General features: G+C 71.1%; 14 protein-coding genes. 4 read left to right on the top strand and 10 right to left on the bottom strand.

The window, feature by feature from the left end:
- Positions 1–20 precede the first annotated feature (20 nt).
- The 3 genes from MKL11_RS23055 to MKL11_RS23065 form a co-directional block, all read right to left on the bottom strand.
- Complete coding sequence (locus tag MKL11_RS23055) at positions 21–227, bottom strand: hypothetical protein (protein ID WP_243947619.1); 207 nt, start codon at positions 225–227, stop codon at positions 21–23.
- A gap of 192 nt (positions 228–419) precedes the next feature.
- Positions 420–1,970: an FAD-dependent oxidoreductase gene (locus tag MKL11_RS23060; protein ID WP_243947621.1), complete on the bottom strand. Its 1,551-nt coding sequence runs from the start codon at positions 1,968–1,970 to the stop codon at positions 420–422.
- A gap of 96 nt (positions 1,971–2,066) precedes the next feature.
- On the bottom strand, positions 2,067–2,957 hold the full coding sequence (locus MKL11_RS23065; RefSeq protein ID WP_243947622.1) for a DMT family transporter: 891 nt from the start codon (positions 2,955–2,957) through the stop codon (positions 2,067–2,069).
- A 206-nt stretch (positions 2,958–3,163) separates the two neighbouring features.
- On the opposite strand from MKL11_RS23065, the gene MKL11_RS23070 reads away from it, so the two are divergent.
- Positions 3,164–4,066 carry a YihY/virulence factor BrkB family protein gene (locus MKL11_RS23070; RefSeq protein WP_243947623.1) on the top strand — a complete coding sequence of 301 codons (903 nt, stop codon included), beginning with the start codon at positions 3,164–3,166 and terminating at the stop codon, positions 4,064–4,066.
- Entirely contained in the window at positions 4,045–4,917 is an 873-nt protein-coding gene (locus MKL11_RS23075; protein ID WP_243947624.1) for an alpha/beta fold hydrolase, read from the top strand. Before MKL11_RS23070 ends, MKL11_RS23075 begins: the two co-directional genes overlap by 22 nt.
- 8 nt (positions 4,918–4,925) lie before the next feature.
- Here MKL11_RS23075 and MKL11_RS23080 read toward each other — a convergent pair whose 3' ends face one another.
- From MKL11_RS23080 to rho, 7 genes are all read right to left on the bottom strand, one after another.
- Positions 4,926–5,147: a hypothetical protein gene (locus tag MKL11_RS23080; protein WP_243947625.1), complete on the bottom strand. Its 222-nt coding sequence runs from the start codon at positions 5,145–5,147 to the stop codon at positions 4,926–4,928.
- Between the two features lie 45 nt (positions 5,148–5,192).
- Complete coding sequence (locus MKL11_RS23085; protein ID WP_243947626.1) at positions 5,193–5,996, bottom strand: glucose 1-dehydrogenase; 804 nt, start codon at positions 5,994–5,996, stop codon at positions 5,193–5,195.
- A 126-nt stretch (positions 5,997–6,122) separates the two neighbouring features.
- A complete protein-coding gene (gene coaE / locus MKL11_RS23090) occupies positions 6,123–6,734 on the bottom strand; it encodes a dephospho-CoA kinase (protein ID WP_243947627.1) in 612 nt (203 codons plus the stop codon).
- Positions 6,731–7,582 carry a shikimate dehydrogenase gene (locus MKL11_RS23095; RefSeq protein WP_243947628.1) on the bottom strand — a complete coding sequence of 284 codons (852 nt, stop codon included), beginning with the start codon at positions 7,580–7,582 and terminating at the stop codon, positions 6,731–6,733. The genes coaE and MKL11_RS23095 overlap by 4 nt, the downstream gene beginning before the upstream one ends.
- Positions 7,579–8,529: a cation diffusion facilitator family transporter gene (locus MKL11_RS23100; protein ID WP_243947629.1), complete on the bottom strand. Its 951-nt coding sequence runs from the start codon at positions 8,527–8,529 to the stop codon at positions 7,579–7,581. Before MKL11_RS23100 ends, MKL11_RS23095 begins: the two co-directional genes overlap by 4 nt.
- 128 nt (positions 8,530–8,657) lie before the next feature.
- Positions 8,658–9,269 carry a Maf family protein gene (locus MKL11_RS23105; protein ID WP_243947630.1) on the bottom strand — a complete coding sequence of 204 codons (612 nt, stop codon included), beginning with the start codon at positions 9,267–9,269 and terminating at the stop codon, positions 8,658–8,660.
- Between the two features lie 227 nt (positions 9,270–9,496).
- Complete coding sequence (rho, locus tag MKL11_RS23110) at positions 9,497–10,885, bottom strand: transcription termination factor Rho (protein ID WP_243947632.1); 1,389 nt, start codon at positions 10,883–10,885, stop codon at positions 9,497–9,499.
- Between the two features lie 558 nt (positions 10,886–11,443).
- Here rho and MKL11_RS23115 point away from each other — a divergent pair.
- Positions 11,444–11,947 (top strand): DUF3429 domain-containing protein, encoded by a 504-nt coding sequence (locus MKL11_RS23115; RefSeq protein ID WP_243947634.1) that lies wholly within the window; start codon positions 11,444–11,446, stop codon positions 11,945–11,947.
- A 138-nt stretch (positions 11,948–12,085) separates the two neighbouring features.
- Positions 12,086–13,636 (top strand): histidine--tRNA ligase, encoded by a 1,551-nt coding sequence (gene hisS, locus MKL11_RS23120; RefSeq protein WP_243947636.1) that lies wholly within the window; start codon positions 12,086–12,088, stop codon positions 13,634–13,636.

Below are 13,636 nucleotides of genomic sequence, written 5' to 3' on the forward strand. Positions count from 1 at the left end.
TCAGCAACGAACGCTCGCGTTCAGTGCTTCTGCTCGCAGCGGGTCTTCACATAGGCGCCGTCCTCACCCTTGAAACCGGCATTGGCCGCCAGCACCGGTCCCTGAATCAGGCATTCCTGAAGCGTGTGGGCCGGGCCGGTGATCACGTCCAGGGCGGTGTCGCGCGAGCAGTCCGGGGCCTGGACGGAGGCGGCACAGATCAGGGCGACGACGACAATCGAATTCATGATGCCTCCCAGGAGGGCCCGGCTTCTCGGACGGCGGGCGGCGTTTGACCGAAGGATCGACCGCCAGAACTGGTTCCTTCAGCATGAAGGCGACCGTCCCGACGGCGCGATCCAGTACCGCTACGCCAAGCGGCCTCGCCCCGTCCTGGGGCTCATCGCCGCGCGCGCTGGCGGCACGCGGCGAAGCCGGCATCACACCAGGGCGGGGAGATCCGCGCCAGCCTCGATCGCTTCCGGGCTCGGCACCCGGCCCTCGCCCAACAGGTGCAGGAACGCCGTGAAGGCCGGGTTGCGCCCGATGCTGCAGGCGGCCACCGCCCGGTTCTCGCGGACGTAATAGGCGATGAAGTCCAGCGCCGCCGGATCGCCCTGCAGGATGATCCGATCGAAGCCGGGTGCGTAGCCGCCGTAATCCAGGCGCTTGTCACCCTGGTTGCTCCAGAAGAACGGCGCGCTGGAAAAGGCGTCCGTCGCGCCCAGGATCGTCTTGGCCACGTGAGTCCCGTGCTGCTGGGCCAGTCGCCAGTGCTCGATCCGGGCCGTCACCCCGGTGCCGCGCTCCGGAAAGGCCGCGATGTCGCCCGCGACCCAGACGCCGTCGGCGAGCTTCAGGTCGGCGCCCACCGGCAGGCCGCCGTGCGCGTCCGGCTCCACCCCGGCGACGAGGGCGGTCTCCGGCGCGGCGCCGGCGCCGATCAGCACGATGTCGGCCGGCAGCCGCGCGCCGTCCTCCGTCTCGACGGCCTCGACGGATCCGTCGCCGGCGATCCGCGCGACGTTTCCCGTCACAAAGGTGACGCCGGTGCCTTCATGATAGCGCTTCAGCGCTGCGCCCACGGCCTCACCGAAGCGCTTGGCGAAGGGCAGCGCCTCGCGGGACAGCACCGTCACGGACAGGCCGCGCTTGGTCAGGAAGGCCGCCGCCTCCAGGCCGATGAAGCCGGCGCCGACCACCACCACGCGCGCGGCACGCTCCGCCGCGTCGCTGAGCCGCACCGCATCGTCGAGGCTGCGCAGCGTCATGACGCCTTCGAGGTCCTTACCCTCGAAATCCGGCACCACCGCACGGCTGCCGGTGGCGATCAGCAGCGCGTCGCCGGCGAGCACACGTCCGTCCGCGAGGGTGACGCTGCGGGTGGCCGGGTCGATCCGGGTCGCCTCGGCCTCGATCCGCTCGATCTGGTGCGCGGCGGCGAAGTCCGGCTCCAACAGGGCCTTCTCGGCGGGCGTCGGCTTGGCCAGGAACTGCTTGGACAGCTTGGTCCGGTCGTAAGGTGGCTGGGCCTCGCGGCCGACCAGGGTGATCGTGCCGGAGAAGCCCTCACGCCGGAGCGTGGTGACGCAGGCGACCGCCGCCGCGCCGGTACCGACGATCAGGACCTGCCCGATGGTCGTCCCGGCGCGCTTGGCCGGGGCGGGCTCAGGAGTCAGCGTCGCCACCGCCTCGCCGCCCTCGATCCGGACAGGATAGCGGGTGAGCGCTTCCAGCGCCGGCGGCTCCTCCAGGCTGCCGTCGGCGAGCGCGAAGGCCGCCTTGTGCCACGGGCAATACAGGCGGCCGCCGCAGATCTCGCCCTTGGCGAGCGGCGCGCCAAGATGCGGGCACTTGGCCTGGAAGGCGCGCACGCCGTCCGCGTCGCGCACGAACAGCACCGCATCCTCGCCCGCCTTGCCCTCGGCCTTTCCGCCGAGGGGGATCGCGTCGAGGGCGAGGCGGATCTCGCGGGGCTTGTCCTGATCCATCCTCGCCTCGTGGTGCCGACCCGGGCCGTCAGGGCCCGCGCACCAAACCGCGAGGCCGGGAAGGGTTTCCGGGCCTTCGGTCGCAGGTCCGATCGCTCAGGCCCGACTCGCCACCGCGACGCCGAGCGCCGCCACCGCCATCCCGGCGACCTGCACCAGGGTAAGCACCTCGCCGAACAGCAGGTAGCCCAGCACGGCGGCGACCGGCGGGACCAGGAAGAACAGGGCGGCGACGCCCGCTACCGCGCCGCGCCGGATCAGCGCCAGCAGCAGAAGGATCCCGGCCACCGAGTTGATCAGGATCGCCCAGGCGAGCCCGAGCCACAGGGGCGCGACAGGGTCGATCTCGGTATGGCCGAAGGCCAGCGCCAGCGGGATCGCGCAGGCCATCCCACCCACGAATTGCAGCGTCGCGTTGGTCAGGAGGTCGCCACCGCCGCCGGTGCGCTTCTGCCAGAGGGTGCCCAACGTCAGGGCCAGGACCGCCACGAGGCTGACCGCCAGGGCCACCGGCGGGATGCCGGAGGGGTCGGCGGCGCCGAGCTTGGGGGCGAGCACCAGGCCGGCCCCGGCAAAACCCAGCAGGATCCCGAGCGCCCGCCGGCCGCTGACCCGCTCGCCGAGCAGCGGGCCGGCCAGGAGCGCCGTCAGCAGGGGCTGGAGGCTGCCGACCAGGGCGGCGATCCCGGCCGGCAGCCCCCGGCTCACCGCCCAGAACACCCCCGACAGGTAGATCCCCTGCATCAGGAAGCCCGCCACGATGGGATCGCGCCAGCCCGCCCGGGTCCCGGGCCAGCGCACCCGGGAGGCCGCCGCGATCAGCGCCAGCAGCAGGGCGACCCCGGTGAACCGGACCGCCGTGAAGCCCAGCGGATCGGCGTGCGGGATCACGGCCCGGGCAGATATGAAGCCGGTCGCCCAGATCGGGACGAACAGAACCGGCAGGGCGCTGGCCGCGTGGGTCGAATCGGCTGTGGGGGTGGGCATGGCGGCGCGGACGGAGCATGCCGGGGGGCAAATGGCAACGGCGATTCGGTTGCCGGGTCCGGTGATCGGGTCCGGCCCACCGCTCGGGTCGGCGTGGCCGCGGCGCGTCACCGGCCGGCGAACGGGACTGGACCGGCTCGGCGGCGTTGACGGGCCGGCCCGGGCGCCCTTCATCGGCGGGCCGGCACGAGGATCGTTGGACACCCGTGAAATCTCTCCGCAACGGATTCCAGGTCGCGGCCCTCGCGGCGCAGCGCTTCGTCGCCCATGACGGCTGGGCGATCGCCAGCCACATCGCGCTCTCGACCCTGACCTCCCTGTTCCCGTTCCTGATCCTGCTGGCGGCGTTGGCCGGCGTGTTCGGCACCCAGTCGCTGGCCGACGAGGCCGGGGTTCTGATCTTCGACGCTTGGCCCCGGGAGATCGCCAAGCCGATCGTCGGCGAGGTCCACCGGGTGCTCACCGAGCAGCGCAGCGGCGTGCTGACGCTGGGCGCCCTGTTCGCCCTCTACTTCTCGTCCTCGGGGGTCGAGAGCCTGCGGGTCGGCCTGAACCGCGCCTACGGGCTGCGGGAGGGCCGGCCCTGGTGGCTGACCCGGCTCGAATCGATCGGCTACGTGATCTGCGGCGCCTTCGCGATGCTGGCCTTCGCGCTGCTGGTGGTGCTGGGCCCCCTGATCTGGCGCAACGTCGTGCTGGTCGCGCCCGGGCTGGAGCCCCTGAGCCTGACGGTGGCGATCGGGCGGATCGCCGTCACGGCCCTGTTGCTGGCGGTGGTGCTGATCATCGCCCACAAGTTCGTGGCGGCCGGCCGGCGCTCGATCCTGTCGGTGCTGCCGGGGATCGGGGTGACGCTGGTGCTGTGGTTCTTCGCCGGCCTCGGTTTCGGGTTCTACCTGGACCGGTTCTCGAACGCCTACGCGTCGACCTACGGGGGCCTGGCCACCGCGATGGTGTTCCTAGTGTTCCTGTACTGGCTGGCCGCCATGTTCCTGTTCGGCGGCGAGATCAACGGCACGGTGATCGCCGCCCGCCGCAGCCGGCTGCAGGCGAAGATGCTGGCCCGGCGGGCCGAGATGGAGGGACGATGGACGGCCTCGAGCACCTGACGATCCGCGTGAACGGCGCGGATCTCCACGTCGCGCGCTGCGGCTCGGGTACGCCGCTGCTGCTGCTTCACGGCTGGCCGGAATACTGGCTGACCTGGGAACCGATAATGGCGCGCTTGGCCGCCCGCCACACCCTGATCGCCCCGGACCTGCGCGGCTTCGGCGACAGCGACAAGCCCGAAGGTGCCTTCGGGCCGCCGGAGCAGGCGGCCGACATGGCGGCGCTGCTGGAGGCGCTCGGCATCGACCGCGCCGGCATCGTCGGCCACGATGTCGGCGGCGCGGTGATCCAGGCGCTTGCCCGGGCCCATTCGGAGCGTTGCGCCGGCCTGTTCCTGTTCGACTTCGTCTATCCCGGGATCGGCCCCCGCCTCGGCGCCCCGGACCGCCTCAGCGAGATCTGGTACCAGTCCTTCAACCAGATGGACCTGGCAGTGACGCTGGTCGGCGCCAGCCGGGACAGCTGCGCCGCCTATATCGGCCACTTCCTGCGCCACTGGTCACACCGCAAGGACGCGTTCGATCCCGTGCTCGACGCCTTCGTGGACACGTTCCAAAAACCCGGAAACCTCGCGGGCGGCTTCGCGCATTACCGGGCGGCCCATGCCGGCCGGATCGCGATGCTCAAGGGCGAGGCCCCGTCCCTGCCGCCGATCACGGTGCCGACCTGCGTGCGCTGGGCCGAGCACGACCCGATCTTCCCCTATGCCTGGACCGACCGCCTGGGCGAGACGTTCTCGGATCTCGACCTCGCGCCGTTTCCGGGCGTCGGCCACTTCCCCCACCGGGAGGATCCCGACCGGGCGGCGGCCGAGATCGCCGGGTTCTTCGGGCGGATCGGGTGGGCGTGACATAACCGTCAGCGGGACTGGTTGCGATACACGCAGTCGCGCCCGCGATCCTCGTACCCGCCCGGACAGGCGGTGACGCAGGCGCCGGCCGCGAGCTTCTTCGGGGGCGGGCAGGCGCCGGCGACTTGCGCCTGGGCCGGGACGGCCGCGAGCAGCGCAAGGGCCAAGCCGGAGAGCCATGCGGCGCGGGGATTCGAGCCCCGGCGGTCGGTCGTCTTGCGTATCGGCATCCAGGGCCCTCCCGCGTCGACCGCCTGCAATCCACGAGAGGCCGCTCAGCGCCCGGGATTCGCTGCGGTGCCGGCGAGCAATCCGCCGTCGATGGTGATCTCGGTACCGGTCATATAGGGGGCCTCGTCGGAGGCGAGCATCACACAGACTGCCGCGACCTCCTCCGTTCTGCCGAAGCGCTGCAGCGGCGTGTCGGCGACCAGGGCGGCCATGCGCTCTGCGCGATCGGGGCCGTTCCCCAGCATCGGCTCCCACATCGGCGTCAGCACCGCCGCCGGGTGAACAGAATTGCAGCGTACGTTCAGGCCCTGGCCGGCGCAGTACAGCGCCACCGTCTTGGTGTGGTTCCGGACCGCCGCCTTCGAGGACGCATAGGCCGCCGCCATGGGAATGCCGACCAGGCCGGAGCGCGACGAGATGTTGACGATGGCGCCCGCTCCGGTGCGCCGCATCGCGCGGATCGCGTGTTTGCAGCCGAGGAAGACACCGTCGAGGTTGGTCACGTGCACGGCCCGCCAATCGGCGAGCGCGGCATGCTCCGGATCCTGCGCCACCGGCCCGTTCTCGAACCCGGTGACGCCCGCATTGTTGACGAGCACGTCGAGGCGGCCGTGCCGGGCGAGCAGGTCGGCCATGACGGCCGCCCAGGCCGCCTCGTCGCGCACATCGAGCGGCGCGAAACGGGCCCGATCGCCGATCGCTTCGGCAACGGCGCGGCCGCTGGGCGCATCGCGATCGGTGACGCACACGAATGCGCCCTCATCGGCGAAGGCCCGGGCCACGGCCTCGCCGATGCCGCGACCCGCACCGGTCACCAACGTCACCTTGTCCCGAAGCCGTTCCGACATCGCATGCCCCAGTCCTGAGATCCCAAAGGGCTCAGCCCTTTGGCCGGGTTCGGGGCAGAGCCCCGAGATGCTAGGGCTCCGCCCTGGACCCGCAAAAGGTCGCAGACCTTTTGAAACCGGGACTTTTCAATCCGCCAGCGTAGCCACGATCCGCGCGACCTCGGCCTCGGCGGCGGGAAAGCCTCGGCTCGTGTCGATCACGAAGTCCGCTCGCGCCCGCTTCTCGGCATCCGGCATCTGCTTGGCCAGGATCGCCGCGAAGGCGTCCTCGGTCATGCCGGGACGGGCCAGGACCCGGGCGCGCTGCACCTCGGGGGGCGCGCTGACCACCGCGACCGCGTCGCAGCGGGTCTCGCCCGCGGTCTCGTAGAGGAGCGGGATGTCGAGGACGACCAGCGGCGCCTGCGCGTGCCGGGCCAGAAACGCCGTGCTGGCCGCCCGGACCAGGGGGTGGACGATGGCCTCGAGCGCCGCCATCCGGTCGGCCGCGCCAAGCACCGCCGCGCGCAGGCGGGCGCGGTCGACGCCGCCCTGCGGGTCGAGCACGCCGGGAAAGGTTTGGCCGATTGCCGTAGCGGCCTCGCCCCCGGGACCGTAGAGGGCGTGGACCGCCGCGTCGGCATCGTGGACCGGGACGCCGAGCGCCGAAAACATCGTGGCGGTGGCCGACTTGCCCATGCCGATCGAGCCGGTCAGGCCGAGGATGATCGGGCGGCTGACGGAAGGCCCCTTGGTCATCCGGCGAGGTCCGCCACGATCCGGTCCCGTAGGCCCGGGCTGACGGCGGGGCGCAGGCCGAACCACGCCTCGAAGCCCGGCACCGCCTGATGCAGCAGCATGCCGAGGCCGTCGACCGCCGCGAGCCCCCGGCGGCGCGCCGCCGCGAGCAGGTCCGTCTCCAGCGGGGCGTAGACGATGTCGGCCACCGCGGCGGAGGCCGGCAGCGGGGTCAGGTCGAGAGCGAGGGGCGGCTGGCCCTTCATGCCCAGCGCGGTGGTGTTGACCAGGAGCCCCGTCCCGGCGAGCGCATCGGGCAGGTCGTCCCAGGCCAGGGCTTCACCGATCCCCGGCGCCAGGGCCGCGAGGGTCTCGGCCCGGGCGCGGGTGCGGTTGGCGATCAGGATCCGGCGCAGCCCGCGTTCGGCGAGGCCGACGACGATCGCCCGCGCCGCGCCGCCCGCGCCCAGCACCACCGCCGTGCCGCCGGCCCGCTCCGGCCAGCCGGCTCCGAGGCTGTGGTCGAGATGGGCGCAGAAGCCCGGTGCATCGGTGTTGTCGCCGCGGACCCGGCCGTCGGGCTCGACCACCAGGGTGTTCACCGCGCCGATTTTTTTTGCCCGCGGCGTCAGGGCGTCGGCCAGCGCGAAGGCCGCCTCCTTGTGGGGGATCGTGACGTTGCCGCCGCGGAAGCCCGAATCCGGCAGCGCCCGGAGGAAGCCGGCAAACGCCGCCGGGGCGACGTCCAGGCGCTCGTACGAGCCCGGGATGCCGTGCTCGGCCAGCCAGTAGCCGTGGATCAGCGGCGAGCGCGAATGCGCGATCGGGTGGCCGACCACGAAGGCCCGGGGGATCGGGGCCGCGCTCACGCGGCGCAAGCCTCGGCGAGGGGGCAGGCCGGGCCGCCGGCCGCCTCGATCTGCAGGGTCGCGTGGCCGATGCCGAAGCGGGTGCGCAGGCCCTCGGCGGTCTCCGCCAGAAAACCGTTGCCCGGATGGTCCTCGGCGATCACCAGATGGACCGTGAGGGCGACGCTGGTGGTGCTCATCGGCCAGATGTGCAGGTCGTGGAGGTCGATCACCCCGGGCCGGTCGCGCAGGAAGCCGGTCACCGCCTCCGGGGAGATCTCCGGCGGCACCGCGTCGAGGGACATCGCCACGCTGTCGCGCAGAAGCCCCCAGGTCGCCCAGACGACGAGAGCCGCGATGGCGAGGCTGACCGCGGGGTCGAGCCAAGCGAGCCCGGTGAGCTGGATCACCAGGCCGGCGACCACGACGCCCGCCGAGACCGCGGCATCGGCCAGCATGTGCAGGAAGGCGCCCCGGATGTTGATGTCGCCCTTGGCACCGCTGGCGAACAGCCACGCGGTGACGCCGTTGACCAGGATCCCGATGGCGGCCACCACCATCACGATGGTCCCGGCCACCGGCTCGGGATGGACCAGCCGGACCAGGGCCTCCCAGATCACCGCCCCCATGGCGATCAGCAGGAACACGGCGTTGAACAGCGCCGCCAGGATCGACGAGCCGCGATAGCCGTAGGTGAAGCGGGCGCTGGCCCGGCGGCGCACCAGGATCGCGGCGATCCAGGCCGCGGCGAGGCCCAGCACGTCGGAGAGGTTGTGGCCGGCATCGGCCACCAGCGACATCGAGTTGCTGATGTAGCCGTAGGCCGCCTCGACCACCACGAAGCCGGTGTTGAGCACGATGCCGATCGCGAAGGCCGGCCCGAAATTCTTCGGCGCATGCGCGTGGCCGCCATGGCCGCCGTGGCCACCATGGGAATGGGATCCGTGGGAATGATCGTGCCCGGCCAAGACGATGCTCCGTTCGATCGTAGTTTCAAAAGGTCCGGGACCTTGTGCGGGTGCAGGGCGGAGCCCTGCAAGCCTCCGGGCTCCGCCCCGGAACCCCGCCAGAGGGCTGAGCCCTTTGGAAACCCTGATTAGAAATCCAGGTAGCCGGCATCACGCAAGCGGGCGAGCAGCGGCAGCAGCGGCAAGCCGAGCACCGTCGAATGATCACCGGCGACCGATTCGAACAGGTGGATGCCCGGTCCTTCCAGCTGGTAGCCGCCGACGCTGGCGCATACCCTGTCCGCGCCGGCGCAGTCCACATAGGCGGCGATCGCCCGGGCATCGAGGGGGCGGAGCGTCAGCCGGGCAGTCTCCACGAAGCCGTCGCTGACGGCGCCGGCCAGCGCCACCGCGGCATGCAGGGCGTGGGTGCGGCCGGCGAGGCGCGCGAGCTGGGCTCGGGCCTCGTCCAAATCCCGGGGCTTGTGGAACACCGTGCCGTCGAGCTCGAGCACCTGGTCGGCGCCGATCACGACGCGCCCCGGATGGCGGGATGCCATTGCCTCCGCCTTGGCGCGGGCCAAGCGCAGGGCGAGGTCGGGCGGCGACAGGTTTTGGCTCGACGCCTCCAGGGCGCGCTCGTCGATGTCGGGGGGCGCAGTCTCCACCGGCAGGGCCGCGCTCTCCAAGAGCAGGCGCCGGGTCGGGCTGGTGGAGGCGAGGAGGAGCGGATCCGGACGGAGCCAGGGCGAGCGGGGCATCGCGCCAGTGTCACGGATCGCGCTTGCGAAGCAAGGCTGCGACGAGCCCCGCCGCCGGGATGAACCGGCCGGCGGGGCTGTCGCGGAGCCGATACGCAACCTGGCTCCCAAAGCCGAGAATGGCAGCGGCCGGTTAGGAGAAGGTCAACGCGGCCCCGGGTTTCCGAAGGGCCGAGCCCTTCGGCGGGGTTCGGGGGCGGAGCCCGTGAGAAAGGCCCCGGACCCGATCAGGTGTTCATCGAGTCGAAGAAGTCGCTGTTGCTCTTGGTCTGGCGCAGCTTGTCCATGAGGAACTCGATCGCGTCGGTGACGCCCATCGGGTTGAGGATGCGGCGCAGCACGTAGGTCTTCTTGAGGGCGTCCGGCGGGACCAGCAGCTCCTCCTTGCGGGTGCCGGAGCGGGTGATGTCGATCGCCGGGAAGATGCGCTTGTCCGAGACCTTGCGGTCCAGGATGATCTCCGAGTTGCCGGTGCCCTTGAACTCCTCGAAGATCACCTCGTCCATGCGCGAGCCGGTATCGATCAGCGCGGTGGCGATGATCGAGAGCGAGCCGCCCTCCTCAATGTTGCGGGCGGCGCCGAAGAAGCGCTTGGGCCGCTGCAGGGCGTTGGCGTCGACACCGCCGGTGAGCACCTTGCCGGAGGACGGCACCACGGTGTTGTAGGCGCGGCCCAGCCGGGTGATCGAGTCCAGCAGGATGACGACGTCGCGGCCGTGCTCCACCAGGCGCTTGGCCTTCTCGATCACCATCTCGGCGACCTGCACATGGCGAGTGGCCGGCTCGTCGAAGGTGGAGGCGATGACCTCGCCCTTCACCGAGCGGATCATGTCGGTGACCTCCTCGGGCCGCTCGTCGATGAGCAGCACGATGAGGTAGCATTCCGGGTGGTTGAGGGTGATCGACTGCGCGATGTTCTGCATCAGCACGGTCTTGCCGGTGCGCGGCGGCGCCACGATCAAGGCGCGCTGGCCCTTTCCGATCGGCGCGACGATGTCGATGATCCGGGGCGAGAAATCCTTCTTGGTCGGATTCTCGAGCTCGAGCTTGAACCGCTTAGTGGGGAACAGCGGCGTCAGGTTGTCGAAATGGACCTTGTGCTTGATCTTTTCAGGGTTCTCGAAGTTGATCGTGTTGACCTTCAGCAGCGCGAAGTAGCGCTCGCCGTCCTTGGGGCCGCGGATCGGGCCCTCGACGGTGTCGCCGGTGCGCAGGCCGAAGCGCCGGATCTGGGTCGGCGAGATGTAGATGTCGTCCGGGCCGGGCAGGTAGTTCGAGTCGTTCGAGCGCAGGAAGCCGAAGCCGTCCTGCAGCACCTCGACGGTGCCGGCGCCGATGATCTCGACTTCCTTGGCAGCGAGCTGCTTCAGGATCGCGAACATCAGCTCCTGCTTGCGCATGGTCGAGGCGTTCTCGACCTCGACCTCCTCGGCGAAGGCGATCAGGTCGGTCGGCGTCTTGGCCTTGAGGTCGAACAGCTTGACCTCGCGCACGCCCTCGAGGACGGCGATGGTACCGGTCCCTTGACCCGCCCCTTGGGTGGCGGGCGCGTCGGCCGGATCCGCAATCTCGGGATCGGCCAGGGGATCGGCGAAGGCGTCGGGATGTGGCGTCATGGGGTGTCTTGCAACCGACGGAGAAGGTGGGAGGGCCGGTTCTGCGCCAAGCAACCCGGGGGACGGGCGCCGGAGAGCGGGCCGCGCTGGAAGCGAGGGGCCCGAAGATCGTCTTGGCTGGACCGTTTTCGGCAGGACCCTCGCGGCTCACGGGCGCGCTGCGGCGCTGACCTTGTGAAGAGGGCTCGGAAGAAATAACGCGTTTTTCCACCGCACTCAAGGGGCAGGCCCGATCGAGGGCGCCGGGGGCGGCGCGGGATCGGTGACGATGGACACGTATCGTCGCCGGATGGGGGCAGTGTAGAACGACACCCGCACCCGTCCCTCACCCCGCAGAGGAGGAGGGAGACGCGCCTCGTCTTCGAAACGTCGGTGGGCCGCGGGAACGTCCGAACCCTCGCCACGATCAGTTGAACACGCCATCCGCAGGCCGGACCTCGCGGATTTCCTGCGGCGGCGCTAAAGCGCTCGGCGCGGAACCGGGGTCCCGCGGGGCCGTTCCCCGTCCCGGCGCCGCAGCGCAGCAAACCCTCACCCCGAGAGCCCGGCCCCACCGACATGCGCGACGATGCCACCGGACGTACCATCACCGCGCACGAGCCGCGCCGGATCCCTTGGCTCGACATCGTGTTCGGCTTCGGCCCGATGGTGCCGATCGCCGTCGGCGCCGCGGCGGCCTGGTGGCTGAACGGGCAGCCCCTCGACTACCTGGTGGCCCTGTTCACCCTGCTCTACGCCGCCTCGATCCTGCTGTTCCTGGCCGGCGTCCACCGGGGCGTCAGCTTCCGCACCGAGGGCGGCCCGCGACTCTCCCAGATCGCCACGATGCTGATCCTGTACGCGCTCGGCCTGTTCAGCCTGTTCGCGGCGGTGATGGGCAAGGCGGTGCCGGCGCTGGCCATGCTGATCCTCGGCTACGCGGCCATCGCGATCCTGGATCCGCTGGCGGCCCGCGCCGGTGCGGTGCCCCTCGCCCATGCCCGCCTGCGCCCCCTGCAGATGCCGATCGCCGTGGTGAGCCTCGCGGTGCTGCTCTGGCTCAAGCTGACGGCACCGTATTGAGGACGGGGTGAGCAAGCCGGAAACCGAATTCCCCTTTCGGCCGTCATGCTCTAGAGCCCGGCCCCAGGATCTCCGCCGCCCCGGAGACGACTCACACCGGATCCGGGCTCCGGGTCCGCGGGAAGCGAACGCGCTGACATGTCCAAGCCGGAAACCGCGAAGGCCGAAAGCCGGGCCGAAGTCCTGAAGCCCCGCCTGCCCCGCGGCTTCGTCGACCGCCGCGCCGACGAGATCGCCGCCCAGGGGCGGATGCTGGAGACGATCCGCAAGAGCTTCGAGCTCTACGGCTTCGAGGCCCTGGAGACCCCGTTCGTCGAATACACCGAGGCGCTCGGCAAGTTCCTGCCCGACCTCGACCGCCCGAATGCGGGCGTGTTCTCGTTCCAGGACGACGACGAGGCTTGGCTCTCCTTGCGCTACGACCTCACCGCGCCACTCGCCCGGTTCGTGGCCGAGAACTACGACGCCCTGCCCAAGCCCTATCGCAGCTACCGGGCCGGCTATGTCTTCCGCAACGAGAAGCCGGGGCCGGGCCGGTTCCGGCAGTTCATGCAGTTCGATGCGGACATCGTCGGCGCCGGCAGCGTCGCGGCCGATGCCGAGACCTGCATGCTGATGGCCGACACCCTCGACCGGCTCGGGCTCGGCGGCCGGTACGTGGTCAAGGTCAACAACCGCAAGGTGCTCGACGGGGTCATGGAGGCGATCGGCCTCGCCGGCCCCGACAAGGCCGGCCAGCGGCTGACCGTCCTGCGGGCGATCGACAAGCTCGACCGCCTCGGCGTCGACGGCGTGCGCGACCTGCTCGGCCCCGGCCGCAAGGACGAGAGCGGCGACTTCACCAAGGGTGCCGGCCTCGACGCCACCGCGGTGACGCGGATCCTGGCCTACGTGTCGTTCCAGGCCGATGCCGCGGACGGCGCCGACAAGATGGCGTTCTGGGAAAAGTTCTTCGCCGGCTGGCACGAGGCGGTGGGCGAGTCCGAGACCGGCCGCGAGGGCATCGCCGAATTGCACGCGATCATGCGGCTCTGCGCCGCCGCCGGCTACGGCCACGACGTGATCCGGGCCGATCCGAGCGTGGTGCGCGGGCTCGAATACTATACCGGCCCGGTCTACGAGGCCGAGCTGACCTTCCCGGTCACCAACGAGGACGGCCAGACCGTGCGCTTCGGCTCGGTGGCCGGCGGCGGGCGCTATGACGGCCTGGTCGGACGTTTCCGGGCCGAGCCGGTGCCGGCCACCGGCTTCTCCATCGGCGTCTCGCGGCTGTTCTCGGCGCTCCAGCTGGTGAAGAGCCCGCTGCTCGCTGGCACCGAGACCCCCGGCCCTGTGGTGGTGCTGGTCCTCGATCGCGAGAACATGGCCGATTACCAGCGGCTGGTCGCGCTGCTGCGGGCGGACGGGATCCGGGCCGAACTCTATCTCGGCGCCGCCGGCATGAAGGCGCAGATGAAATACGCCGACCGCCGCCGTGCCCCGGTGGCGATCATCCAGGGCTCGAACGAGCGCCTGGCCGGCGAGGTCCAGATCAAGGACCTGATCGAGGGCGCCCGCGCCGCCGAGAGCATCGGCAGCAACGCCGAGTGGAAGGCCGCCCGCCCGGCGCAAGTGTCCTGCCCGGAGGCCGACATGGTCGCCCAGGTCCGCGCTGTGCTGAGCCGGCATTTTTCCGCCGTGGACGGCTGA

Origin of the sequence: Methylobacterium sp. J-077 (assembly GCF_022829365.1) — a bacterium.
Taxonomy (GTDB): Bacteria; Pseudomonadota; Alphaproteobacteria; order Rhizobiales; family Beijerinckiaceae; genus Methylobacterium.